Annotated in this window: 20 protein-coding genes; 15 read left to right on the plus strand and 5 right to left on the minus strand. The window is 74.1% G+C overall.

Going from position 1 to position 25137, the window contains the following annotated elements; all coding sequences use genetic code 11:
- Positions 1–162 precede the first annotated feature (162 nt).
- The 6 genes from FYW95_RS23770 to FYW95_RS23795 all read left to right on the plus strand — a co-directional run bounded on the left by FYW95_RS23770 (position 163) and on the right by FYW95_RS23795 (position 6118).
- Positions 163–747, plus strand: a complete 585-nt coding sequence (locus FYW95_RS23770; RefSeq protein ID WP_236567752.1) for an SRPBCC family protein — start codon at positions 163–165, stop codon at positions 745–747.
- Positions 744–1523, plus strand: a complete 780-nt coding sequence (locus FYW95_RS23775) for a hypothetical protein (RefSeq protein ID WP_159942415.1) — start codon at positions 744–746, stop codon at positions 1521–1523. The genes FYW95_RS23770 and FYW95_RS23775 overlap by 4 nt, the downstream gene beginning before the upstream one ends.
- A 55-nt stretch (positions 1524–1578) precedes the next feature.
- Positions 1579–2259 (plus strand): TetR/AcrR family transcriptional regulator, encoded by a 681-nt coding sequence (locus tag FYW95_RS23780; protein ID WP_370462378.1) that lies wholly within the window; start codon positions 1579–1581, stop codon positions 2257–2259.
- A 58-nt stretch (positions 2260–2317) separates the two neighbouring features.
- Positions 2318–2716 (plus strand): MerR family transcriptional regulator, encoded by a 399-nt coding sequence (locus FYW95_RS23785; RefSeq protein ID WP_159942417.1) that lies wholly within the window; start codon positions 2318–2320, stop codon positions 2714–2716.
- On the plus strand, positions 2716–3693 hold the full coding sequence (locus tag FYW95_RS23790) for an aldo/keto reductase (protein WP_159942418.1): 978 nt from the start codon (positions 2716–2718) through the stop codon (positions 3691–3693). Before FYW95_RS23785 ends, FYW95_RS23790 begins: the two co-directional genes overlap by 1 nt.
- Before the next feature lie 166 nt (positions 3694–3859).
- Entirely contained in the window at positions 3860–6118 is a 2259-nt protein-coding gene (locus FYW95_RS23795; protein WP_159942419.1) for a hypothetical protein, read from the plus strand.
- A 212-nt stretch (positions 6119–6330) separates the two neighbouring features.
- On the opposite strand, the gene FYW95_RS23800 is transcribed toward FYW95_RS23795, so the two are convergent.
- The 5 genes from FYW95_RS23800 to FYW95_RS23820 all read right to left on the minus strand — a co-directional run bounded on the left by FYW95_RS23800 (position 6331) and on the right by FYW95_RS23820 (position 13152).
- Positions 6331–8679 (minus strand): HelD family protein, encoded by a 2349-nt coding sequence (locus FYW95_RS23800; RefSeq protein ID WP_159942420.1) that lies wholly within the window; start codon positions 8677–8679, stop codon positions 6331–6333.
- 163 nt (positions 8680–8842) lie between these two features.
- On the minus strand, positions 8843–9832 hold the full coding sequence (locus FYW95_RS23805) for a Bug family tripartite tricarboxylate transporter substrate binding protein (RefSeq protein WP_159942421.1): 990 nt from the start codon (positions 9830–9832) through the stop codon (positions 8843–8845).
- Between the two features lie 44 nt (positions 9833–9876).
- On the minus strand, positions 9877–11427 hold the full coding sequence (locus tag FYW95_RS23810) for a tripartite tricarboxylate transporter permease (protein ID WP_159942422.1): 1551 nt from the start codon (positions 11425–11427) through the stop codon (positions 9877–9879).
- 19 nt (positions 11428–11446) lie between these two features.
- Positions 11447–12103, minus strand: coding sequence for a tripartite tricarboxylate transporter TctB family protein (locus tag FYW95_RS23815; protein WP_159942423.1), 657 nt, complete (start codon positions 12101–12103; stop codon positions 11447–11449).
- Entirely contained in the window at positions 12100–13152 is a 1053-nt protein-coding gene (locus FYW95_RS23820) for a tripartite tricarboxylate transporter substrate binding protein (protein ID WP_159942424.1), read from the minus strand. Before FYW95_RS23820 ends, FYW95_RS23815 begins: the two co-directional genes overlap by 4 nt.
- Before the next feature lie 169 nt (positions 13153–13321).
- On the opposite strand from FYW95_RS23820, the gene FYW95_RS23825 reads away from it, so the two are divergent.
- The 9 genes from FYW95_RS23825 to FYW95_RS23860 all read left to right on the plus strand — a co-directional run bounded on the left by FYW95_RS23825 (position 13322) and on the right by FYW95_RS23860 (position 24733).
- Positions 13322–14935 (plus strand): sensor histidine kinase, encoded by a 1614-nt coding sequence (locus FYW95_RS23825; protein ID WP_159942425.1) that lies wholly within the window; start codon positions 13322–13324, stop codon positions 14933–14935.
- A 40-nt stretch (positions 14936–14975) separates the two neighbouring features.
- A complete protein-coding gene (locus FYW95_RS23830; RefSeq protein WP_255459333.1) occupies positions 14976–15734 on the plus strand; it encodes a response regulator in 759 nt (252 codons plus the stop codon).
- Between the two features lie 272 nt (positions 15735–16006).
- Entirely contained in the window at positions 16007–18232 is a 2226-nt protein-coding gene (locus FYW95_RS23835) for an anthranilate synthase component I (protein ID WP_159942426.1), read from the plus strand.
- A 177-nt stretch (positions 18233–18409) separates the two neighbouring features.
- Positions 18410–18550, plus strand: coding sequence for a GPGG-motif small membrane protein (locus tag FYW95_RS27850; protein ID WP_201295007.1), 141 nt, complete (start codon positions 18410–18412; stop codon positions 18548–18550).
- A gap of 325 nt (positions 18551–18875) precedes the next feature.
- On the plus strand, positions 18876–19673 hold the full coding sequence (gene thyX, locus FYW95_RS23840; protein WP_159942427.1) for an FAD-dependent thymidylate synthase: 798 nt from the start codon (positions 18876–18878) through the stop codon (positions 19671–19673).
- A gap of 312 nt (positions 19674–19985) precedes the next feature.
- Positions 19986–20489, plus strand: coding sequence for an esterase/lipase family protein (locus FYW95_RS23845; protein ID WP_201295008.1), 504 nt, complete (start codon positions 19986–19988; stop codon positions 20487–20489).
- Positions 20490–21108: 619 nt separating this feature from the next.
- Complete coding sequence (locus tag FYW95_RS23850) at positions 21109–21330, plus strand: hypothetical protein (protein WP_236572295.1); 222 nt, start codon at positions 21109–21111, stop codon at positions 21328–21330.
- Between the two features lie 286 nt (positions 21331–21616).
- Entirely contained in the window at positions 21617–22411 is a 795-nt protein-coding gene (locus FYW95_RS23855) for a Gfo/Idh/MocA family oxidoreductase (protein ID WP_236567754.1), read from the plus strand.
- A 1047-nt stretch (positions 22412–23458) separates the two neighbouring features.
- Positions 23459–24733, plus strand: a complete 1275-nt coding sequence (locus tag FYW95_RS23860; RefSeq protein ID WP_236567769.1) for a class I adenylate-forming enzyme family protein — start codon at positions 23459–23461, stop codon at positions 24731–24733.
- Positions 24734–25137 lie beyond the last annotated feature (404 nt).

Raw genomic sequence — 25137 nt, forward strand, 5'->3', positions numbered from 1 at the left:
CGGTGCAGATACGATGGCTCAAGGCCGTGCGGGCCCATTTTGACGTCACAATCATGATCGTCCCGCACGGCCGTTCGCATGCTCAGGCCGGGATGTCAGCTATCGCGCACCACGTCGTATGCTCCACTGGATTTTAGAGACACCTCTCTAAAAGGAGTGGGCATGGACGTGTACAGCCTCCACGAACGCCGCTTCCCGGTCGGACCGGAGCGCGTGGGAGCACTGATCGACACCCTGTCCGGCGGGGATGACCGGCTCTGGCCGCACCACCGCTGGCCCGCCATGCGCCTGGACGGCCCCCTGGCCGAAGGCGCCTCGGGCGGGCACGGGCCCGTCCGCTACACGGTGGAGGACCACGCCCCGGGCCGCCGGGTGCGCTTCCGCTTCCGGGCCCCGCGCGGCTTCGACGGCTTCCACGAGCTCACCGTCCACCCCGGCCCCGACGGCGGCACGGTCCTGCGCCACCTGCTGGCCATGCGCACCCGCGGCCCCGCCCTGCTGACCTGGCCGCTGCTCTTCCGCCCCCTGCACGACGCCCTGCTGGAGGACGCGCTGGACCGGGCCGAACACGAGCTCACCGGAACCGTGCGCGCCCCCGCCCGCTGGAGCGCGCGCACGCGCCTGCTGCGCAGCCTGGCCGCGGCGGTGACCGGGGGAGGCGGGCGGCCCCCGGGGCGCTCCGCGACCCCGAGCGGCGGGGGCGGAACTGGTCGGCCCGAGGGCACGGGATCTACCCTGGCCCCATGAACACCACCACGGGCAACGGCGCCCCCACCCTCACCATCCCCGCGCGGTACAACGGGCCCGACGGCTCGGGCAACGGCGGCTACACCGCGGGCCTGCTCGCCGCCCGGCTCACCTCCGTCGGCGGACCGGCGGTCCAGGTCACCCTGCGCGTTCCGCCGCCCCTGGACCACCCGCTCACGGTGGAGGGAGACCCCGGGGGCCCGCTGACCCTGACCGACCCCGACGCGCCGGAGGGCTCGCGGCTGGTGGCCGAGGCAGCCGTCACCGAACTCCCCGACACCCCGGCCGTGCCCGGGGGGCCGGTCAGCCTGCCCGAGGCCGAGGAGGCCCAGGGCCGCTACCCGGGCCTGGCCGCGCACCCCTTCCCGCGCTGCTACAGCTGCGGTCCCGAGCGAGCCGAGGGCGAGGGCCTGCGCCTGTTCGCCGGGTCCGTGCGCCCGGGCAGCGGCCCCGACGGGGCCGGCAACACCGTCGCCTGCGCCTGGACCCCGCACCCCGTGCTGGACGAGGGCGCGGGCACGGTCGGCCTGGCCCAGGTCTGGGCCGCACTGGACTGCCCCGGAGGCTGGTCCAGCGACGTCTCCGGCCGCCCCGCGGTCCTGGGACGGATCACCGTACGCGTCGACCACGCGCCCCGGGTCGGCGAGCCCCACGTGGTGATGGGCCACCTGGCCGCGGTCGACGGGCGCAAGATCCACACCGGCAGCGCCGTCCACGACTCCCAGGGCCGCCTCCTGGCCCGAGCCCACGCCACCTGGATCGCGCTCAAGGGCTGATCACCGTCCCGGAACGGCGCCCCCGGACCGCTCCGAACCGCTACGGTGATCCCTTGTGGCACTCGAACACACGCGGTCGACCGCGCCCATGGACACCAGCCGAGAACCCTCCGGCACGGCCGTGCCGGAGGGTTCCCCCTCCCGCGGCGGACGGAGCGGACGCGGACGCGACCCCGAACGGCGCCGCGCCATCCTGGACGCCGCCGACCGGGTGATCCAGCGCGACGGCCCGGACGCCTCGATGCTGGCCATCGCGGCCGAGGCCGGGATCAGCAAGCCGATCCTGTACCGGCACTTCGGGGACAAGGGCGGCCTGTACCGGGCGCTGGCCCGCCGCCACGTCGACCCGCTCATCGAGCGCATCCGTGCCGAGCTGCACCAGCACACGGGCTTCGAGGTGCGCGCCCGCGCCACGGTCGGCGCCTACCTGTCGATGATCTCGCAGAACCTCAACCTCTACCGGTTCCTCATGGACCGGGCCACCTCGGAGGACTCGCGCACCCGCGCCGACCTGGGCATGATGGTGCGCCGCCTGGGCGAGGAGCTCGCCGACCAGCTCGTCAGCGAGCTGGGCATCCGCGACCGCCTGCGCTCCCAGATCGTCGCGCACGCCGTGGTGGGCATGGTGCAGGCGGCGGGGGAGTGGTGGCTGGAACACCCCGAGGTCGGCGAGGAGGAGATCATCGACGACCTCACCGACGCGGTGGTCGGCGCCATCCGCGGCAGCGGGGCCTGAGGGCTTTTTCCGTTCCCGCTTGACCTGGAGCGCGCTCCAGGTCCCATGCTTGCTGTCTATGAGGAACTACTACACGCCGGGTGAGGTCGCCGAGCGCTTCGACCTCACCCTGGACACCCTGCGCTACTACGAGAAGGCGGGCCTGCTGCGCCGGGTGGACCGGTCGCCCAGCGGGCACCGCCGCTACCGCTCCGACGACGTCGAGCTGCTCAACATGATCCGGTGCCTGCGCGACACCGACATGCCCATCGCCCGGCTGCGCGAGTTCGCCGAGCTCATCCGCGAGGGCGACCACACCGTCCCCGACCGCCTGCGCATGCTCCAGAGCCACCAGGAGCGGCTGAACGAGCGCATCGCCGAGATGCGCGCGTGCCAGGCGGTGATCGAGCACAAGATCGACTACTACCTGGGCGTGCTCGCCGAGAGCTCCCCCGACCCCCTCAAGGAGACCCCCTGATGCGCTACACCGCCATCGGCGACCGCAGGGTCAGCGCCCTGTGCCTGGGCGCCATGAAGTTCGGCAGCGAGACCGACGACGCCACCTCCGCCGCCCTGCTCGACCGCTTCGTCGAGGCCGGGGGCACCTTCGTGGACACCGCCGACTGCTACCAGTTCTGGGTGGAGGGCTTCGAGGGCCACGAGAGCGAGACCTTCCTCGGCCGGTGGCGCCGCGAGCGGGGGATCACCGACGAGGTCGTCATCGCCACCAAGCTCGGCGCCCAGCCCACCGTCCCCGGCACCGGCCTGGAGACCAAGGAGGGCCTGTCCGCCGCGACCGTGGCCATGGCCGCCGAGCGCAGCCGCGAGCGCCTGGGCGTGGACCGCCTGGACGTGCTCTACGCCCACCAGGAGGACCGTGCGACCCCGCTGCCGGAGACCCTGGGCGCCTTCGCCAAGCTCGTCGCCGAGGGCCACGCCGAGTACGTCGGCCTGAGCAACCACCGCACCTGGAAGCTGGAGCGGGCCCGCGCCGTCACCGAGGCCAACGGCTGGCCGCGTCCGCGCGTGCTCCAGTACCGCTACAGCTACCTGCAGCCCCGCTTCGACCGACCGCTCCAGGCCGGGGGACACATGCACGTCACCCCCGAGCTGCTCGACTTCGTCCGCTCGGAGGCCGCCGAGGGCCGCCCCTCCACGCTGGTGGCCTACACACCGCTGCTGTGGGGCGCCTACACCCGTCCGGAGAAGGCCGCCGCGCTCGACCCGGTCTACGACCACCCCGGCACGCCCGCCCGCCTGGCCGTCCTGGACGAGGTCGTCCGGGAAACCGGCGCCACCCGCAACCAGGTCGTGCTCGCCTGGCTGCTGGACAGCGACCCCGCCGTGGTGCCGCTGGTGGGGGTGAGCTCCCTGGAGCAGCTCGACGAGGCGATCGAGGCCACCGACCTCGAACTCACCCGGGACCAGTGGACGCGCCTGGCCGAGGCGGGGTGACCCGGCGGGGGAGGATGGCCGGGGTCGGACAGCGAATCCGGACAAAGCACGTGTAGTGCCCCATATATGGGCATGCACGGTTTTCACCATCCTTTGACCGGATACCTTCCTAGTGGCGGCGGGACGGCCGCGCCGCCTCGGTCCGCGAACCCGTGGGAGGGGCGACTTGCCGGACAGCACGTACCACCAGATCCACTTCGCCTGGGCCGAACCCACCCTCCTCGGCCGCGTCGGCCCGGGCCCGGCCGCCTCCTCCCTTCCCGAGGCGGAACAGCCCGTCCTGCGCTCCTGGCGTGACCGCCTCCTCCCCGCGCTCACCGCCGACTACCGCTCCGCGCTGCCCGGCACCGACCCCGCGGACTATCCCGAGACCCTCTGGGCCCGTGCCTACCCCGACGGCCAGGCCGCCCTGGTCTACCGGTGGCCCGGCGACGTGCGCTCCGCGCACGCCTGGGCCATCGTGGGACCGGCCTACGGCCTCACCCTGCCCCGGGTGCTGTCCCTGCACGAGAACCCGCACACCCGTCCGGCCGAGCGCCGCCCGCCGGCGCCCGGCTGGTCGACCATGCGGACCCTGCCCGTACCCGAGCCCTGGGAGAGCACCGCCGCCCCCGGGGCCGTGCGCACCCGTGACCGCCGGGCGGCCGAGACCACCGTCGGGGACGAGCCGATCCTGATCGGCGCGGTGGCCGCCGCCCTGGACCGCCCCGACCTGCCGGTCCACATCGCCCTGGTCCCCGAACGCGCCGACCTGTGGCAGGCGGTGCAGCTGCGCTTCCTGTGGGGCATGCACCGCATCCTCCACGACGTGCTCACCCCGCCCCGCGCGATTCCCGCGGCCGGATGGAACTGGTCCTTCTCCACCTACGACCCGGTCCTGGGCGCCGCCGAGGGACAGCACCTCGCCTTCGGCCCGCCGACCCCGGGAGCCGCCCCCTTCCTCAACCCCCCACCCCCTGACCACCGCCGCGTCGCCGAGGGGCTCGTGGCCGTGCTGCGCGAGGAGGGAGGGGACGCCCTCGCCGCCCATCTGGGCGAACGCGGCGTACCCGAGGCCCCCACCTTCGCCGACCGTCGCGACCTGCTGCACGACTGGCTCGCCCCCGTGCCCCGCCGCACCCGCGGGTCCGCCCGCGACGTTCCCGTCCCCGACCCCCTCCCGGAGGCCGCCGAGCCGCTGGACGACCTGCCCGAGGCCGAAACCCCGGGGGAGGAGGAGACCGGGCCGCTGCCCCCCGTGCGCCCGGCCCCCCGGACGCCGGGCGCGGTTCCCGGCGGCCAACCCTCCCTGAAGGGCGTCACCGAGTGGCCTCCGGACACGGACGGGGAGCCGGGCCGCGGCGGCGGGGACCCCGGCACCGACCCGGGCGCGGCCGCCGCGCCGACGCGCCAGGCGGGGGAGAGGGGCCGTGAGGCGCTGTGGCCCGAACCCCTGCCGGAACCGGGCGCACCGGAGGAGACGCCGCGCACCCCCGCCCCCTCCGGGATCTTCGCCGCGCCCGAACCCCACCGCGACCCCCGCAGGCCCCGCATCGTCGCCGACCTCCCCCCGGAGGAGGAGCCCCCGCACGAGGAGCCCCGGACCCCGCCGGACGAACCGGTACCGGACACCCGTGCCGAACCCCTTCCCGCCGAACCCGGGGACGCCTCCCCGGAGGGGGCCCCCGACGAGGTGCCGCCCGCGCCCTCGCAGGACACCTTCGGCACGGGCGGGCCGGTCCGGGTGGGCGCGGAGCCCGAACCGCCCCCCGAGTCCCTTGAACCCGAGGAGCCGCCGCTACCCGGGGAGGAGTGGACCATCTCCGCCTCCCCCCGCCCGGACCGGGCGGAGGGCGACACGGAACCCGCGCCGGGGCCCGACCTCACCGACGGCCCCGACGACCGCACGCCCGCCGACGCCCCGCCCCTGCCGGTGGCGCCCGACAGCGCGGCCGACGCCCCGTCGGTCCCCGTCCCGCCGGGCGAGCAACCGGACTACGCGGTCGAGACCCGGCCCGACGAGGCCCCCGCCGGGACCGACGACAGCGACAACTGGCCCACCCAGTACGTCGACCTGCCCCTGTCCCGGCTGGAGCGCTGGCACGCCAGGCGCGGACCCGAGGGCGCGCGCGCCGACATCGCCGACGCGCGCGCCGCCGTGCGGGCCGAGCGCGCCGAACTCCAACGCGTCCGGGAGGAGCGCGACCGCTACCACGCCGAGGTCCAGGACCTGCGGCGCGAGGTCGCCCGCCTGGACCGCTCCTGGCTGGAGGGGCCGGGCGCGGACGAGGAGCCTCCCCCCGAGCGGCGTCCCCGCCGCTGGCCCGCCCGCGTCCTGGTCCTCGTCCTCCTGGTCGCCTTCCTGGCCACCGGCCTGGAGGCGGGAGCCCGCTTCGGCTGGGGGACCACGGACCTCCTCGGCGCCCTGCTGGGCCGGACCCCCTGAGCCGGAGGCCGCGCGGACCGGCGGAGCCGGGCGAGGGGTTCCCGCGTCCCCCCGGCCGGGCCTGAGGCGGGCCGGGGAAGGCCCGCCGGTCCGGCGCTCCACGCACGGTCCCGTACCCGTGGCGGAGCTCGGCGCCCGGGACCCGCCGCGGGTACGGGACCATCGGGGACCGAACCCCTCGCGCCGCACCGGACACGTCCGCGGGCAGGCCGTCACCCCCTCGGCCGGGCCCCGGAACCCTCGGCGAGACGGTCCAGCACCTCCGGCAGCGGGCCGGTGTGGGCCACCGCCAACCGGCGCGTGGCCCGGGTGAGCGCCACGTACAGGTCGTTGGCGCCGCGCGGCTGGGCCAGGAGCGCGTCCGGCTCCACGACCACCACCGCGTCGAACTCCAGCCCCTTGGACTCGGCCGCGGTCAGCACCACCACCCCCTCCCGCAGGGCGTCCCGGCCCCGCCCGGAACCGCCGGAGCCCGCCCGGGCGGCCGTCGGCAGCGCCCTCGCCACCGCGTCCGCGTCCCGGTCGGCGGTGACGACCGCGACCCTGCCCTCGCCGATCGCGGCGGCCTCCTCGGCCACCAGGGCGGGCAGTCCTTCCGCCAGCGACGGCAGCCGAACCGCGCGCGGCGGGTCGCCCTCCTCGCGCACCGACTCCGGCGGCTCCTCGCCGGGAGCCGCCGCGCGCAGCACGTCGGCGGCCACCTCCATGATCGGCGCGGGCGTGCGGTAGTTCACCCGCAGCCGCTCCACGTGCACCTTGCCCCTGGCATAGGGCTCCAGAGCGGTCAGCCACGACCGGGTCCCCGCCGCGCTGCCGCTCTGCGCCACGTCGCCCACCACGGTCAGCGACCGCGTGGGCACCCTGCGCATCACCGTGCGCCAGGCCATGGGCGACAGCTCCTGGGCCTCGTCCACGATCACGTGCCCGTACGTCCACTCCCGGTCCCCGCCCGCCCGGTCGGCGGTGGTGCGGGCCGGCCCGGTGTCGCGGTGCCGGGCCGCCATCGCGGCGACGTCCACCGCGTCGGCCTGCAACAACTGGTCGTCGAACAGGCCGCCGAGCTCCAGCACGCCGCGCGCGTACCGCTCCTCCTCGGCGCGTTCGGCCTCGGCGCGGCGCTCGCGCGCACGTTCGGCCCCGTCGTCGTGCCCCAGCAGCTCGGCGGCCTCGTCCAGCAGCGGCACGTCCTCCACGGTCCAAGGCGACTCGGGGGAGCGGGCCAGGGCCGCGCACGCCCGGGCGTCGAGCCCGGCCCGTTCACCGACCCGCCGCAGCGCCCCGGGGTCGGCGAACAGCTCGCGCAGCAGCCGACGCGGGGTCAGGTGCGGCCACAGCCCGTCCAGGGCCAGCCGCACCGGGTCCTCGTGCCAGAGGCGTTCGCTCACGAAGGGCAGGTCCTCCTCGTCCACGGCCCGGCCCAGCAGCGCGGACTCGGCCCGGGCCAGTTCCGCGAGCAGGTGGTGCACCACGTACTTGCGCGCGGTGTTGTGCGGCAGGCGCAGGGAGCGCGCGGTGCGAACCACGTGCTCGCACAGCGCGCCGGACACCCGGAGCACCCCGGCGTCGGTCTCCACGCGCAGGTCCTCGGCGCCGAAGGCCTCCGCGGGTGTGCGCTGCCGGTCGGCCACGGCGGCGTGCACGAGGTCGGCCATGCCCGGGCAGCCCTTCACCCCGGCGACCCCGTGCGCGTCGTGCGCGGTGGCCGCCACCCCCGGGAACAGCTCTCCGACCGTGCGCATGACCACGTCGGTCTCCCCCAGGGAGGGCAGCACGTCGCCGACGTAGCGCAGGAACGCCGGATTGGGCCCGACCACGAGCACCCCGCGCCGCTCCAGCACGGAGCGGTGGGTGTAGAGCAGGTAGGCGGCGCGGTGCAGGGCGGCCACGGTCTTGCCGGTGCCCGGCCCGCCCTGGACCACGAGCACTCCGGCCAGCCGGGCGCGGATGACGCGGTCCTGCTCGGTCTGGATGGTGGCCACGATGTCGCCCATCCGCCCGGTCCGCCCCCGGCGCAGGGAGTCGAGCAGGGCGGCCTCGCCGACCAGCTGGCGGCGGTCGCCCTCGGTCAGGGAGTCGGGGTCGAACACCTCGTCGTCGAGCCCGACCACCCGGCGGCGGCGCACCCGCAGGTGGCGGCGGCGGGCGACGCCGTTCGGGTCGCCGGGGGTGGCGGCGTAGAAGGGCCGGGCGGCCGGTGCCCGCCAGTCCACCAGGATGGTCTCGTACTCGGCGTCGCGCAGGCCGATCCGGCCCACGTAACGGGTCTCGTGCCCGTCCCCGGGACCGGTCCCCCCGTCCGGGGCCAGGTCGATCCGGCCGAAGCACAGCCCCTCCTCGACCGAGCCGAGCTGGGCCCGGCGGCGGGCCTGCTCGTAGGAGCGCGTCTCGCGTTCCACGGAGGCCGCGAACCCCGCGCGCTCCTGGAGGTGGGCGGCGGCGAGCTGCTGGGCGGTCCGCTCCCGCAGGGTGTCCAGGCGCTCGTACATCTCGCTGACCCGGACCTGCTCCGCGTCCAGGGCGGCTGATGACGCCTCAGCGGCGTCCGCTTGACAGAACTCCATCAGCTTGCTAAGCTCCGTAGTGTAGGGGTTTTTTATGCTAATGCTGAAATTAACGAGTTCCGTAGCCTAGCACAGCCCTTCGCTCCCGGGCGAGCCCCTTCGCGGGTTCCCCTTCCTCCCGTGCGGGCGCATCCGCGGGCTCCGCCCGCCGGGCCCGGGCCGCCTACGACAGTCCGAGCCGCTCCAGGGTGCGTCCGGTGCGCTCGTCCTCCTCGGCCAGGAACGCGCCGAACTCCTCCCCGGCCAGGTAGGCGTCCCGCCACCGGTTGCGGGCCAGCCGTTCGGCCCACTCCGGCGAGGCGTGCACCCGCTCCACCAGGTCCAGCAGCCACGCCAGGTCCTCCCCGGCCAGCCCGGGCGGGGCCACCAGCCCGCGCCAGTTCATGAACTCCAGGCCGATCCCCGCCTCCACCAGGGTGGGCGCGTCGATCCCCGGGTCCCGCTCGGGGCCCGTCACGGCCAGCACCCGCAGCTGGCCGGAGTCGATCGCCGAGCGCTGCTCGCTCGGCCCCGCGGCGGCGAAGTCCACCTGGTCGTCCAGCAGCGCGGCCTGCACCGGCCCGCCCCCGTCGTAGGAGCGGTAGTTGACGTCGGCCACCCCGATGCCCAGCTCCTCCGCCAGCAGCATGGTCACCAGGTGGTCCGGTCCGGCCGGGGTGGAGCCGCCCGCGATCCGCATCGCCCCCGGGTCCCGCCGCCACGCGTCCACCAGGTCGTCCACGCTCCGCCATTCCGAGTCCGCCGGGACGAGCAGGGCCTCGGGCTCCTCGAACAGCCGGGCCAGGGCGGTGGCGTCGGTGACCGGACCGGAGGCGGAGCCCACGTGGGTGTTGGCGACCAGACCCAACCCCATCTGCAACAGCAGGTCTGCCGCGCCCCGCTCGTACACCAGACGGGCCAGCGCGGCGGTGCCCGTGCTCCCCGGCAGGTTGAAGACGGTGACGTCGGGGACCGCGCCGATCTCCTCGATCACGGCGGCCACGGTACGCGCGGTGTGGTCGAACCCGCCCCCGGGCGGGGTGGGCACCATGATCCGCAGCGCGTCCCGGCCCTCCCTCCCCTGGCAGCCCGCCAGGGCCAGGGCCAGTCCGCAGGCCAGAACGGCACGGCGGCTCGGACCCCCCGTCCGTGCCGCCGTGCCGTACCCGTCCACCCGTCCGTCACCTCCCCGTGTTCTCCGGTCGGTCCCGTTCCCGCTCAGCCCCGCGGCGTCGGGGCCCGGTCGCGCGCCTCCTCCTCGGCGGCGGGCGCCGGGGCCGCCGGGCCGGGGCGGCGCCGTCCGCGCAGCGCGCGCACCACGGCCGGCAGCAGGGACAGCACCGCCACCGCCAGCAGCCCGGCCGAGATCGGCTCGGTGACGAACACCGACCACTCGCCGCCGGAGATCTGCAGCGCCCGGCGCATCGACGTCTCCATGAGTCCGCCCAGGATCAGCCCCAGGATGAGCGGCGCGGCCGGGAAGTCGTTGCGCCGCATGAGGAACCCGATCGCGCCGAACGCGGCCAGCAGGCCCAGGTCGAACACGCTGAAGCTGAGCCCGTACACCCCCACCACGCAGAATACGACGACCAGCGGGACCAGCACCGCCTTGGGGGTGTTGAGCACCTTGGCGAACACCGGGATCAGCGGCAGGTTGAGGATCAGCAGCACCAGGCTGCCCACGTACATCGACGCGACCACGCCCCAGAACATGTCGGGGTTGTCCGTGAGCATCATCGGTCCCGGCTGCACACCGAGCACCAGCAGCGCGCCCAGCAGGATCGCGGTCGTGCCCGAGCCCGGCACGCCCAGCGTCATCAGGGGCACGAACGACCCCACGGCGGCGGCGTTGTTGGCCGCCTCGGGCGCGGCCACGCCCTTGGGGTTGCCCTGGCCGAAGGTGTCGCCGTCGCGGGCCAGCTTCTTCTCCATGGAGTAGGACAGGAACGAGGCCACGGTGGCCCCGGCCCCCGGCAGCACGCCGGTGAAGAAGCCCAGCACCGAGGAGCGCAGCGTGGGCGGGGTGATCCGGCGCAGTTCGCCGCCGGACAGCCGCAGCGAGGTCACGCCGCCGCGGGCACCGCCCCGGCCGCGCCGGTTGAGCATCACCAGCACCTCGGCCAGCGCGAACACGCCCAGCGCAACGATGAGGAACTCCACGCCCTCGTACAGCTCGGGCAGGTCGAAGGTGAAGCGGACGATGGCCGTCTGGGAGTCGATGCCCACCAGGGCGACCATCACGCCGATCACCGCCGCGACCAGGCCCTTGACGAGGTTGCGCCCGCCCAGGGAGACCACGGCGGTCAGGCCGAGCACCATCAGCGCGAAGTACTCCGTGGGGCCGAAGCTGACCGCGAAGGAGGCCAGGCTTGGCGCGATCGCCATCAGGCCCACGACGCCGATCGTGCCGCCGACGAAGGAGGAGATCGCCGCGATCGCCAGCGCCTTGCCCGCCTTGCCGCGCAGGGCCATCGGGTAGCCGTCGAAGGAGGTGGCCACGGTCCCGGCCACCCCGGGCGCGTTGAGCAGGATGGAGGAGGTCGACCCGCCGAAGATCGCCCCGTAGTACACCCCCGCCAGCATGATGATCGCGGAGGTGGGCTCCATGCCGTAGGCGATGGGGATCATCAGCGCGATCGCGCTCATCGGCCCCAGGCCGGGCAGGATGCCGATGATCGTCCCGGCCAGGACGCCGACGAAGACGAAGAGCAGGTTCTGCGGGGTCAGCGCGATGCTGAACCCGTGCAGGAGTTGGTCGAGCATGCCCATGAGGAAGGGATCCTTGGTCTCAGAACGGAAGCGGGCCGCTCGGCAGCACCACACCCAGGCCCCAGGTCATGCCCGCGTACAGCGCGAAGGGCAGCCCGAGGGCGACGGCCGCGGTGGCCAGGTGGCGGCGGTAGCCGAGGTACCAGGTCATCGACCCGAGGTAGAGGGCGGTGGAGAGCACGAACCCGAGGGGTTCGAACAGCGCGACGTAGACGCACAGGGCGGCCACGAACAGGCCCGTCTCCAGCCGCGGGTCCTCCAGGCGGCCCAGCCGGGCCCCCTCCTCCCCGGGCGCGCCGCCGTCGGCGGCCTCGGAGGGAGCCGGGGACGCGTCGCCGGAGCCGGGCGCCGTCCCGGCGGCGGGGCCGGCCGGTGCCTCCTCCTCCGGTGCGCGCTGGAAGAACAGCAGCACCGCCAGGATCAGCAGCGCCACGCCCAGCCAGCGCGGCAGGGTGGAGGGCTGGACCGGGACGCTCACCGCCGTGTAGTCGGGCATCTGGAAGGCCAGCGCGAGGTAGCCGAGCGCGAACAGCCCGATCGCGACGCCCAGGGTGCGCGGGGAGAACCGGAACGCCCGTTCCGGCGCGACCGGGGAGAGCGGGTTCCAGCGGCGTGCCCGCCGGGCGCTCCCCCCGGAGGGAGCGCCGCCCGGGTGCTCCGTCGTCGGCCCGCTCACTGGAGACCGACCTCGGTCAGGATCGCGGAGAACTCCTCGCGGGTGTCGTCCAGGAACGCCCCGAACTCCTCGCTGTCCAGGTAGGCGTCGGTCCAGCCGAGGCGGGCGGACTCCTCCTGCCAGGCCCGCGTCTCCATCAGGTCCGCGAACAGCTCCTCGTAGTAGGCCACCTGGGCCTCCTCCAGGTCCGCCGGGGCCATGACGCCGCGCCAGATGTCGAAGGTGAAGTCCACGTCCTGCTCGACCAGGGTCGGCACGTCCGCGACGGCGTCCACGCGCTCGGGCGAGGAGACGGCCACCGCGCGCATGTCGCCCGACTCCAGCATGCCCAGGGCCTCGCCCACGCCCACCACGGCCGCGTCCACGTGGCCGCCCAGCAGCGCGGTCATGGCCTCGCCGCCGCCGTCGAAGGGGATGTAGTTGGCCCGGGTGGCATCGGCCCCGGACGCCTCCAGCGCCCCGGCCAGCGCGACGTGGTCCATACTGCCCGGACCGGAGCCGCCGCCGACGCTGTAGCCGCCGGACCCGGCCTCGGCGGCCAGGTCCTCGAAGGTCTCCACCGGGGAGTCGGCGGCCACGAGGTAGACCATGTAGTCGGTGGCCAGGCGGGCGATCGGGGTGAAGTCGTCGTGGTCGTGGTCGGAGTCCCCGGCCATCGGCACCAGCAGGATGGGCGGGCTGGTCACGAACAGCTTGTGCGGGTCGCCCGCGTGGCCCGCCACGTAGGCCCAGCCGATCGCACCGCCCGCGCCCGGCTTGTTGACAACCTGGACGGACTGGTCGACCAGTTCCTCCTCCTCCAGGAGGCGGGCGCTGGTGCGGGCCAGCGTGTCCCAGCCGCCGCCGGTGGCGGCCGGGGCGGTGATCTCGATCGGCTTGGTCGGCGTCCAGGTGCCGTCCTCGGCCGTGCCGCCCTCGGCGGTTCCGCAGGCGGCGAGCAGGAGCGGCAGGGCCGCGCCGGCGGCGGCCGCGCGGACGCCGGGGAGGCGGCGGAAGGCGCCCGGAGCGGGGACACTGGGACTGACGTGCGTCTTCGTCACGCGGAGCATGATTTCTCCGTAGGGGATACGTCCGGGTATGTTCCGGTTGGCTTGTGATGCAACGCACAGGCAAACAGAAGGAAACACGCGTGGGAAGTGTTGTGTCTTTTGTGCGGGCAATGGTGGTAAGGAAGGTTGTGGTCGTAGTGTTCACGGCCGGTCCGGGAACGGGACGCGCATGAGGTTCGCGGCCCCGCGCACCACGCTGGCCGGGCAGTTCCTCGCCCTGCAGCTGGCCATCGTCGTCACCGTGCTGGTCATGGTCGCCGCGGTGTCCCTGGCCCAGTCCGACGCGCGCCTGCGCCAGACCGAGAGCCGCCGGATGCTCTCGGTCGCCGAGAGCACGGCCGCGCGCGACACCGTCCGGGCCGGACTGGAGACCTTCGGCAGCCCGGAGGTGCTCGCACCCACGGCGGAGGGTGTGCGCGTGCTCTCCGGCGCCGACCACCTGGTGATCCACGACCGCGACGGCCGGGCCCTGACCCTGGACCCCGGCCCCGCCTCCACCGGCGCCCAGGGCGAACCCGGCGTCTCCTCCGCCCTGGGGGGCCGCTCCTGGACCGGGGTGGCCCGGGTCGGGGGAGAGCGCGCGGTGGCCGCGGCCGTCCCCGTCATCGGCGAGGGCGGAACCATCCTCGGCGTGGTGGTCGCCGCCATGGACTACCCCGGGACCGGGGAGCTCCTGGTCCTGGCCACCCCGAACCTCCTCGTCTACCTGGGCATCGCCAGCGTGATCGGCGTGGCCGGGTCCCTGCTGCTCTCGCGCCGTGTCAAGCGCCAGACCCTGGGCCTGGAGCCCGACCAGATCACCCGGCTCGTGGAGCACCGCGAGGCCATGCTGCACGGCATCAAGGAGGGCGTCCTGGGCCTGGACGCCGACCACCGCGTCACCCTGGTCAACGACACCGCCGTGCGCCTGCTGGGCCTGCCGACCGACAGCGTCGGCGCCACCCTGGCCGACCTGGGCGTGGGCGGGGAGCTCAGGGACGTGCTCCTGGGCACGGTCCGGGGCCGCGACACCGTCGTCGCCCTGGGCGACCGCCTGGTCGCCCTCAACCGGATGCCCCTGGAGACCGGGGGACGGCCGGCCGGTTCGGTGACGACCATGCGCGACCGCACCGACCTGGTCGAGCTCCAGCACGAACTGGACACCAGCCAGACCACCACCGAGACCCTGCGCGCCCAGGCCCACGAGTTCAGCAACCGGCTGCACGTCATCTCCGGACTGCTGGAACTGCGCGAGTACGACGAGGCCGCCAAGTACGTCAGCCAGGTCGGCGGGGCCCGGGCCCAGCTCAGCGCCGACGTCACGGCCCGGGTCGAGGACCCCTCGCTGGCCGCTCTGCTCATCGCCAAGACCAGCCTGGCCGAGGAACAGCGCACCCACCTGCGGGTCTGCCCCGACACCCGCCTGGAACCGGTCTCCGAGGAGCTCTCCGACGACCTGGTCACGGTCGTGGGCAACCTGGTCGACAACGCCCTGGACGCGGTCGCCCCGGCCGCCGCGGGCCCCGAACGCCCCTGGGTGGAGGTCGGGGTGGTCGGTGGCGGGGGCGCGCCGGTCGAGGTGACCGTGCGCGACTCCGGCCCCGGGGTGCCCAGCGAACTCGCCGGAGAGGTGTTCCAGCACGGCTACACCACCAAGGGCGGCGCCGGGCGCAAGCGCGGCCTGGGCCTGGCCATCGTCGGCCTGGTCTGCGCGCGCCGGGGCGGAACGGCCACCGTCACCGGCTCGCGGTTCACCGCCGTCCTGTACGAGAGCCCGCCCGCCGCTGAGGAGGACCGCCGATGACCCGAGGCCGCACCCCAGAGGACCACACCGGAGGTACCCGTTGAACGCGCCAGAGCCCGCCCCCGTACAGGACACGGCGCCGCAGGTCAGGACCCTGATCATCGACGATGACTTCATGGTCGCCCGGGTGCACCGGGGCCTGGTCGAACGCGTTCCCGGCTTCACCGTCGTGGGCGAGGCCGGGACCGGGGCCGAGGCCCTGGAGATGGTCGCCCGGCTGCGCCCCGACCTGGTCCTGCTGGACATCTACCTGCCCGACATCAACGGAATCGACGTGCTGCGGGCGCTGCGCGGGCCCCGGGAGGGCGAGGAGCCGCCAGAGGTGGACGTCCTGGTCATCACCGCGGCGCGGGACAGCGCGACCGTGCGCCGCGCCCTGCGCGGCGGCGCCGTGCAGTACCTCATCAAGCCGTTCGAACCCGCGGCCCTGACCGAGCGGCTGCGCGACTACGTCCGGCTGCGCCGCGCCCTGGAGGCCGACCGCACCGCCGACCAGGACGCCGTCGACCGGGCCTTCGGCGCGGTACGCCCCGTGGCCCGCACCGGCGGGGCGATGCCCAAGGGGCTGACCCGGCAGACCGCCGAACTCGTGGAGCGGGCGCTGCGCGACCACGCCGCCCGGGGCGGGGGAGAGGGGTCCGAGGACCTGTCGGCGACCGAGTGCGCCGAGGCCACCGGGGTCTCCCGGGTCAGCGCCCGCCGCTACCTGGAGTACTTCGCCGAGTCCGGCCGTGTGGAGGTGCGGTTGCGCTACGGCACCGCCGGACGCCCGGAGCGGCGCTACCACTGGTCGGGGTGAACGGCTCCGAGCGCTCCCGGTGCGGACAGGCCCCCGCACGGACCGGTCACGGGAAACCTCCGCGTCGGGCTCCCCAGCGCCCCCGACACCCGCTACACTCGTGCCCATGCGACACACGAGCACCCAGGCCCAGTGGTGGCGCCGCCTCTAGGCGGTGCTCCGAGTGCGCATACCCACGCAACGACCGCCCCGGACCGGCGGTCGTTCCTGCGTTTCACGGCCCCGGCCGAGGTGTGGCCCACCCCGACCGACGCAGCGCCAAAGGACCGGCCGTGAACTCCAGCGACGCACAGACCACCTACCGCACCCAGGGCGGCGTGACCGTCCACCGCAGCGCCACCCCCTGCGACCCCGAGGTCCTCACCGACCTCGTCCGCTCGGTCGAGGACCGCCGGGGCGGCGTCCTCTCCTCCGGCATGGAGTATCCGGGCCGCTACGACCGCTGGCACCTGGGCTACGTGGACCCGTGCCTGGAGATCACCACGCGCGGCCGCCGCGTCGCCGCCACCGCCCTCAACGAACGCGGGCGCGTCCTGCTCCCGGTCGTAGCCGAGGCGCTGTACTCCGCGGGGGTCCCCGACCCCGACAGCACGCTGGACGAGGTGAGCCGCGGCAGTGTCCGCGTCACCGTCCCCGAGCCCGATCCGGACGAGTTCTTCCCCGAGGAGGAGCGCAGCCGCCGTCCCAGCGTCTTCACCGCCCTGCGCGCCGTCATCGCCGCCCTGAGCAGCCCCGAGGACGCCAACCTGGGCCTGTACGGCGCCTTCGGCTACGACCTCGCCTTCCAGTTCGAGCCCGTCGAGCCGCACATCGCACGCGACCCCGGCGACCGCGACCTGGTGCTGCACCTGCCCGACGCCCTCGTCGTGCGCGACCGCAAGCGCGAGACCTGCGTGCGCTACACCTACGACTTCACCGTCCCCGCCGACGCCGGCCGCGCCGAGGCCACCACCCTCGGGCTGGAGCGCCGCACCGAACCCACCCCGCCGGTGGTGGCCGCCGAGGTGCCCGAGGGGCCCGAGCCCGGCTCCTACGCCAGGATCGTGGCCAAGGCGAAGGAGAAGTTCCGGCGCGGCGACCTGTTCGAGGTCGTGCCCGGACACCGCACCTACGCCCGCTGCTCCTCGCCCGCCCGCTTCTACGAGCTGCTGCGCGAGCGCAACCCCGCCCCCTACGAGTTCTTCTTCAACCTCGGCGAGGGCGAGTACCTGGTCGGCGCCTCCCCGGAGATGTTCGTGCGCGTCTCCGGCGAGCCCGGCACCGGCCAGCGGGTGGAGACCTGCCCGATCTCGGGCACCATCCGCCGCGGCGAGGACGCCCTGGGCGACGCCGAGAACATCCAGGAGCTGCTCTCCTCGGTCAAGGAGAAGTCCGAGCTGACCATGTGCACCGACGTGGACCGCAACGACAAGTCCCGGGTGTGCGAACCGGGCAGCGTCCGCGTGATCGGCCGCCGCCAGATCGAGATGTACTCCCGCCTGATCCACACCGTCGACCACATCGAGGGCACCCTGCGCCGCGAGTTCGACGCCCTGGACGCCTTCCTCACCCACATGTGGGCGGTCACCGTCACCGGCGCGCCCAAGACCTGGGCGATGCGGTTCATCGAGCAGAACGAGACCAGCCCCCGCCGCTGGTACGGCGGTGCCGTGGGCGTGCTCAACTTCGACGGCTCCATGAACACCGGACTGACCCTGCGCACCGCCCACATCCAGAACGGCGTGGCCGCGGTGCGCGCGGGAGCCACCCTGCTCTACGACTCCGACCCCGAGGCCGAGGAGCGCGAGACCTTCCTCAAGGCGCGCGCCCTGCTGGAGACCCTCGCGCTGGGCGAGGAGGCCTCCGGGGAGCCGGTCCCGGAGAGCGCCGCCGAGGCCGCCGGTCCCGCCGAACCGCCGGGTGCGGGTATGCGGGTGCTGCTCGTGGACCACGAGGACTCCTTCGTCAACACCCTGGCCGACTACGTGCGCCGCCACGGCGCCGAGGTCACCACCGTCCGCTACGGGTTCGACCCCGCGCTGCTGGACCGGACGGCCCCCGACCTGGTCGTGCTCTCGCCCGGACCCGGCCTGCCCGTGGACTTCGCGATGTCGGCGCTGCTGGACGAGCTCGCCGCCCGGCGCCTGCCGGTGTTCGGGGTCTGCCTCGGGCTTCAGGCGATGGTGGAGCACGCGGGCGGGGAGCTGCGCACCCTGGAGCACCCGGTGCACGGCAAGCCCGGCCGGGTGCGCGTCAGGGGCGGGGCGCTGCTCGACGGCGTGGAGGAGGGCACCTTCCAGGCGGCCCGCTACCACTCCACCTACACCGTGCCCGATCTGGTCAAGCACTTCGAGGTCACCGCGGTGCTGGACGGCGAGGCGGGGGAGGAGCCCGTCGTCATGGCGATCGAGGACCCCGCCGCGCGGTGGTACGCGGTGCAGTTCCACCCCGAGTCCATCCTCACCGCGAGCGTCGGCGAGGGCGTCGTGGCCCGGGCCCTGCGCCTGGCCCGCGGCTGAGGCACCTGGTACCCAGGCCCCTTCTTTACCCGGATCCGTGCGTTCCGCCCGGAGTGTGCGGATCCGGGTGTACCAAATGAGGACCCCATACGGTTACTGACCTGTGCAAAAGGCCCTTTTCCCAAAACACGGCCAATCAGAAAGTTTGATCAACCCGTTACGGGACAGTGGTTGTGTATGGGTATTCTACTTACAATCCTCGGGATCATTCTCATCGTCGCCGGCGTCCTCGGAGTGCTGCGCGGACAGCTCCTCTGGGGCATCATCGCCATCGTCGTCGGACTCTTCATCGCGCCCGGCTACTTCTACGGCTTCTAGCCCGTGGAGGCTGACCCCTCCGGAGAACCGCGGACAACGAGCACGACCGAGCGCGAGTACGACGGACTACGGGCCGGGCGCCCGCCGGGTCACCCCGGTCGGGCCCCCGGCCCTTCCGCCGTGCTGACGTGTCCGCCGCTCCGGACGCACTCGCCGACCGGGGCGCGCCCGCTCGCCCCCGCCGCCCGGTGTCGGCCCCGTGTACCCTCGGGGAGGGCTGGTCAGCCCCCCGCCCCCTCCCACGCCCCCGTGGCCCGGACACCCCCTGGTCACGGCCCTCAGGCGTGCGCCGGGGAGCCGGGGACACACGAACGGGAGGCATGCTGTGAAGAGGGTCGAGCCGCAGGTACGTCTGGTGGCGCGTCCGCAGGTGGACTACGACGCCGTCGCCGACTACCTCGAGGAGGTCGGGGGACAGGCCTGGCTGGAGCGGTTCGACCGCGGTGAGCTCGACGCCCACCTCAACGACCCGCAGAACCTCGCCGAGTTCGCCGGGCGGCTGTGCTACCGCTCCTGGGAACCGGGCCTGAACCCCAACGTCACCCGGGTGCGCACGGACCAGGACGCCTACCTCGGCAACATCCTGGCCAGCCTGCACGGCTCGGTCCTGGAGCACATCAGCTTCAGTTTTGTACTGCACAATGTGTCAAGAGTGCTGACCCACGAACTGATTCGGCACCGCCCGGGCGTGGCCGTCTCCCAGGAGTCGCTGCGCTTCGTGCGCCTGACCGACCTGCCGTTCTGGTTCCCCGAGTGGGCGGAGAAGGACCCCGAGCTGATGGAGCGCGCCGAGGCGATGCTCCAGCAGATGGAGGAGTTCCAGCTCTGGATGGCGGACCACTTCGGCCTCGACGACGAGGGCGTGAAGTTCGCCGAGAAGAAGCACCGGACCTCGTTCATGCGCCGCTTCGCCCCCGAGGGCGTGGCGACCGGCCTGGTGTGGACCGCGAACGTGCGCACCCTGCGCCACACCCTGGAGGCCCGCACCGCGCCCGGCGCGGAGGAGGAGATCCGCCTGCTGTTCGACCTCATCGGCCGGACGCTCCAGGAGGAGGCCCCGGCGCTCTTCGGCGACTACGAGGTCCAGGACGGCGCCTGGGTTCCGCGCTGGCGCAAGGTCTGACCTCCTCGGGTACCGGCGCCCGCCCCCTCGGGGCGGGCGCCCTGGTGTCCGCGGCCGCACCCGGCCCCGTTCCGCCCGGCGCCCGACGGCCCACCCCGGTCTGGACGGCTGTGCTCCAGCCCGGTTCCGGGCCCGCCACGGGGACCTTGACAGGTTTTTACCGGCCAGTAATAATCGCGGCGCCCCTTCCTCCCAGGTACCGGAGCCTTCCTCGAACGACCGCGTCCCACCCCGCCCGCGGTCGGAGTTCGAGTCTCCCCCGCACCCCCGGCCGCGTCGGCGACCGGGGGCGTCCCCCCAACGAGAGTCCCCGTGAAGAGGACGAACGCCCTCGCCGCGTTCCTGACCCTCCTCCTCGTCGCACCACCCGGCGGTCTCGCGCACGCCCAGGGCGGCTCGGCCTTCGGCCCCACCAGCAACCCGGTCCTCCTCGTCCACGGCTGCTCCTCCGACGGATCGGTGTGGAACACGATGGCGGCCCGCTTCGGGGCCGACGGGTGGCCCACGACCCACCTCGACCAGTGGAGTTACGACTACCGGCAGTCCAACGCGATCACCGCGCGACAACTCTCACAGGAGGTGGACCGGCTGCTGGGCCAGACCGCTGCCTCCCGCGTGGCCGTGGTGTCCCACTCCATGGGCGGTCTGTCGTCGCGCTACTACGCCAGGAACCCTCGACGGCGACGACCGGATCGATGCGTGGGTCTCCCTGGGAGGCCCCGACCACGGCACCACCGCGGCGAACTCCTGTCTCGACACCTCCTGCACGGAGATGCGGCCCGGGTCGGATTTCCTCACCGCCCTGAACTCCGGTGACGAGACGCCCGGCCCTCCCCGCTACGGGACCTGGTGGTCGCCGTGCGACACGTTCATCAACCCCGACGACAGCACCGTGCTCAGGGGGGCGCAGAACACGCGGACCACCTGCCTGTCCCATACGGCGCTGACCACGGACGCGACCGTCTACGTTCAGGTGCGCGACTTCGTGAACCCCTGAGCCGACGGCCCCGGAGGGGCGGGGGAGGCCACGAGGACCTCCTCCGCCCCTCCGCGCGTACGGGAGGCGGGGCGTGTCCTCCCACGCCCCCTAGGGTTTCTCGCGTGTTTCCAAAACAGGACTTTCCCCCGGGAAATTATATTTTCTAATCTTACCCTTTTTCGTTCTTTTCTTCGATATGTCCGTAGTAGAGGCGTTCCGAAATTCCCTGCCCGCTTGTTCTGGGGGGTGGTCTTTGTGGCCGGTTGGCGCAAGGATTACTTCGGATGCCCCGCTGTGTCGGTGATGCTGGCGGGTCGGACTGGTGTGAGAACCACGAAAGGGAAACGAGGGCAATGGGCATGAGGGCTCTGGCGTACGCCGCGGCGGCGCTCGCGTTCACGGTGGGCGCGACCGTGCTGGGGGGCCGTTCCGGCGTACGCGGCGACCGGGGAGGTCGTGGTGTTCAAGACCGGGTTCGAGGACCTGGACCGCTACCGGGACCCGGCGTCGGGCAGTTGCCACACGCTGCCGGTGACCGCGCACGTGCTGGTGAACCTGACCGACTCGAATGTGCGTATGTACGCCGGTCGGGTCTGCTTCGGGCCCTCGGCCGCGGTGCCGCCCGACCGGGGCTGGCACGCCCCGCCCAGCGGGCAGTTCAGCTTCTCGGTGGACTGACCGGTCAGGTCCCGCGCCTGCCCCCCGTCGGTCGCGGGACCTCTCGGCGTGCGGTCCCGCCCGGCGCGTCGGGCGGCAAAAGCCGCATAGTGGATGTACTTGATATTTCTCCTGCTTGCCCACGGTCCTCATCCTGTCCATTTCCGTGGTTTTGGTTGCGGGGACTTGTTCTCTTTTTTGGCGCTTCTGGCGGGGTGGCCGACGCTGGGCGGGAAACACGCTGGCGGTGTGTCCGAGGGGGTCCGCCGCGTGTCGAGGGGAAAGAACCGGAAAGGTGTTCGTTCGTATGCTGCACACCTTCGTCGTCGGTCTGGGCAGATCGGGGGAGGGGCTGCACCTGCCCTCGCTCGCCACGGCGCGGGCCCAGGACCCCGCCCTGTTCGCACCGGGACCGGTGGTGGGGTTCGACCCGTTCCGGGACCCGGTCGAGGGGGTGCTCACGGTCGACTCCCCGGAGGAGGCGGTGCGCCACGCGCCGCCCGCGAGCACCGTCGTCCACCTGTGCACGCCCCCGCGCCTGCGCTCGGGTCCCCTGGAGCGCCTGGCGCGGCCGGGCTACCGCCGGTTCATCGTGGAGAAGCCGCTCGCCCCGGACCTGGTCGGACTGGCGGCCGTGGCCCGGCTGCGGCGGCGCTGGGGCCCGGACATCACCGTCACCACCCAGTGGCTGGACAGCGCGCTCACCCGGCGGCTGCGCGCCGCCCGGCGGGGCCGGATCTTCGGCGAGCTGCGCTCGGTCACCGTCCTGAAGCACAAGCCCCGCTTCACCCGCACCGAGCGGGTGCCGGGCCGCCCCACCGCCTTCGACGTCGAGCTGCCCCACGCGCTGGCCGTGGTGGTCTCCCTCGCCGGAGGCGCCGACATCGCCTCGGCAGCCCTGGAGGACACGGTCACCGACCGGATCCGGCTGCCCCGGATGGGCCGCGCCCGGCTGGACTCGGCGCACCACTGCGGGGTGCGCAGCCGCATCGACTCGGACCTGCCCCGCCCGTACGCGAGCGCCGCATCACGCTGGAGTTCGACCGCGTCCTGGTCACCGGCCACTACCCGTGCAGCGGGGCCGACCACACCGCCCAGCTGACGGTGGACGCCCTCGGCCGCCGACCGACCCGCTCGGTCTTCGACGACGACGCGCTCCCCGCGTTCCTGCGCTCGGCCTACGCCCGCGACCGCCGCGCCCGCCCGGCACGCTCCCCGCCCAGGTCGAGGTGGTCCGCCTGCTCACCGAAGCCAAGAGCCTGTGCGCGGCTTCCGTCCGGAACCGGGAGGTGGACAGTGCCGTCGGCGCCTGAGCGACCTCCGCTGGCCGGCATCGGGGACGAGGCCGCGCCCGGCCTCGGCACGCAGCTGGGGGCCCTGGCCGCGCTCGGCTGGAACCGCCTGGAACTGCGCTCGGTGGACGGCGTCCCCGTCGCCGCGCTGGAGGACCGGGCCTTCGCCGCGGTCGCGGAGCGCCTCCGCGCCAGCGGGACCGACGTGGTCGCCGTGGCCTCCGTGATCGGGAACTGGTCCCGCCCCGCCCACGGCTACCACGCCCCGGACCTGCTGCCCGACCTCCTCGACCACGTGGTCCACGTGCACGTCAAGGACGCGGTGACCGGACCCGGCGGCCGGGTCGGCTACGTGCTCCCCGGGACCGGCGTGGCCGTGGTGGCCGACAGCCTGCGCCTGCTCGCCGCGCACGGTTACACCGGGGCACTGTCCATCGAGCCCCACCTGCACCTGCGACCGCACCTGCTGGCCGAGGGGGCCGACCCCGGCCGCGGTGACCCGGCCGCATTCGTCACCTACGGCCGCACCCTGGAACGCCTCCTGGAGGACCTCTGGCCCGCGGCCTCCGCCCCTCACCCCAGGAAGGGGGTCCGATGCCGCCGACTCCGCCGCCCCGCCCTCGGCGCCGCACTGAGCACCGAGGACCACGTCCTGCTGCTGCGCCTGCTGGACCTGCCCACCGCGGGCCCCCTGGAGACCGGACCGGGCGCCGCCCCGCCGCTCCTGCGCCAGGCCCAGGAACGCTACGCCCGCGCCGCCGCGGACCCGGGCTTCCACACGGTGCGCCACGCGCCGGCCGACCCCGCCGACCTGGACCGCCACCCCCGCCGACCCGGAGTCCCCGGCCCGCATCCTCATCTCCTCCGGCACCGAGGGCGTCCCGTCGATGGTCGCCTACTCCCACAACGCCATGGCGGGCGGCCGGGGCAACTACCTGGGCGCGCTGCGCGCCGGGGCCGACCCCATGCGCAACCTCCTGCTGGTCTCCCTGGCCTCCTCCTTCGGCTCCCTCGGCGTGGTGACCCTGGCCCGGCACGGCGGAACCCTGGTGCTGCTGCCCCGGTTCGACCCGGCCGCCGCACTGGACGCGATCGAACGCCACCGCCCCACCCACCTCATCGGGGTGCCCACCATGCTGCGGCGCATCGCCCAGCACCCCGGAACCGCGGACACCTCCTCACTGCGCCTGGTGGTGGCCAGCGGGGCACCGCTGCACCGGGAGGTCCACCACGCCTGCGCCACCCGCTTCGGCCAACCGGTGGTCAACGTGTACGGGTCCACCGACGGGGTCAACTGCCACACCGCCCGCGCCCCGCACGCCTGGGAACCGGGCCTGGCCGGACACCCCGCCCCCGACGTGGCCGAGATCAGCGTCCGCGGTCTTCGGGGCGTTCCGGTTCCACCCGGCGAGACCGGTGAGATCTGGGCCCGGGGCCCGAATGACCCCCCTGTGCCACGTCGCCGCCCCCACCTGGACGCCCGTCGGCGCGCCCCCGGCGGGTGGGTGCGCACCGGCGACCTGGGCCGCCTGGACCCCGACGGCGCCCTGAACGTGGTGGACCGCCTGCGCCGCACGGTGATCCGCGGCGGGGTCAACCTCTACCCGGCCGAGGTGGAGCGCGCCCTCAGCGCGCACCCCCGCCTCGTCGAGGCGCACTGCGTGCCCGTGCCCGACCCCGACCTGGGCGAGCGCATGTGCGCCTGCGTGGTCCCCGCCCCCGACTCCGCCCCGCCCGACCCCGGGGAGCTGATCGCCTTCCTGCGCGTACGCGGTTCGGGCATCCGCGCGCTCCCCGAACACGTCCTCGTCCTGCCCGAACTGCCGCTCGGCCCGACCGGCAAGGTGTGCACCGCCACCCTGACCCGCGTCGCCGCCCGGGCCGTCGGTCCGAGCCAACCCGCGAAGGAGGAACCCGTGACCGCCACCCGGACCCCGGGCTCGCGCTACGTCTTCGACAACCACAGCGAGCACGCCGGCGACCAGCACCGCCTCCTGGCCGCCGCCTACGCCCCCATGACCACCCGGCGCCTGGAGCAGGCCGGAATCGCCCCCGGCTGGCGCTGCCTCGAAGTGGGCGCCGGAGGGGGAAGCGTCGCGCTCTGGATGGCCGCGGGCCACCTGACCCGTTGACCTTCTACTCACAGCGAGTCCGGGCGCCCGAACCCGCTACAAGCACAAGGTCACGCGCAGAACGCCAGGGTGGGGCGCGCCTTTCCGGCCGCTGCGCACCGACCGCGCCAGCAGGGCCGTCCGGGCCCGCGCCGAGGCGGCCTACCGGGCGACGACCGGCCCGGAGCCGCTGGCGGCCTGGCTGCCGCCGCGGGGCATGGCCAGCCGGGCCGACCGCTTCGATCTCCGGCCCGGGGGCGGGTACCGCACGGTGCTGGCCTACCTCGGTTCTGGCATGCCTCCCTCCCGGGGTTGAGAGCCTCCCTCGCGCCCGGCACGAGGCCCCTTCCCCTCCTCGCTGAAGGCGGCCCGCTCCGAGTCCTGACCTTCCTCCCTCCTTCCACCTCAACTGACCACGAAGCCCC

Origin of the sequence: Nocardiopsis sp. FR4 (assembly GCF_009830945.1) — a bacterium.
Classification (GTDB): Bacteria; Actinomycetota; Actinomycetes; order Streptosporangiales; family Streptosporangiaceae; genus Nocardiopsis.

Excerpts from the sequence above, each read along its gene's own strand:
- FYW95_RS23800 (WP_159942420.1), bottom strand. The coding sequence starts at position 8,679 with ATGGAGTTCTGTCAAGCGGACGCCGCTGAGGCGTCATCAGCCGCCCTG.
- FYW95_RS23820 (WP_159942424.1), bottom strand. The coding sequence starts at position 13,152 with ATGCTCCGCGTGACGAAGACGCACGTCAGTCCCAGTGTCCCCGCTCCG.
- FYW95_RS23785 (WP_159942417.1), top strand. The coding sequence starts at position 2,318 with ATGAGGAACTACTACACGCCGGGTGAGGTCGCCGAGCGCTTCGACCTC.
- FYW95_RS23810 (WP_159942422.1), bottom strand. The coding sequence starts at position 11,427 with ATGGGCATGCTCGACCAACTCCTGCACGGGTTCAGCATCGCGCTGACC.
- FYW95_RS23775 (WP_159942415.1), top strand. The coding sequence starts at position 744 with ATGAACACCACCACGGGCAACGGCGCCCCCACCCTCACCATCCCCGCG.
- FYW95_RS27850 (WP_201295007.1), top strand. The coding sequence starts at position 18,410 with ATGGGTATTCTACTTACAATCCTCGGGATCATTCTCATCGTCGCCGGC.
- FYW95_RS23790 (WP_159942418.1), top strand. The coding sequence starts at position 2,716 with ATGCGCTACACCGCCATCGGCGACCGCAGGGTCAGCGCCCTGTGCCTG.
- FYW95_RS23825 (WP_159942425.1), top strand. The coding sequence starts at position 13,322 with ATGAGGTTCGCGGCCCCGCGCACCACGCTGGCCGGGCAGTTCCTCGCC.
- FYW95_RS23770 (WP_236567752.1), top strand. The coding sequence starts at position 163 with ATGGACGTGTACAGCCTCCACGAACGCCGCTTCCCGGTCGGACCGGAG.
- FYW95_RS23855 (WP_236567754.1), top strand. The coding sequence starts at position 21,617 with ATGCTGCACACCTTCGTCGTCGGTCTGGGCAGATCGGGGGAGGGGCTG.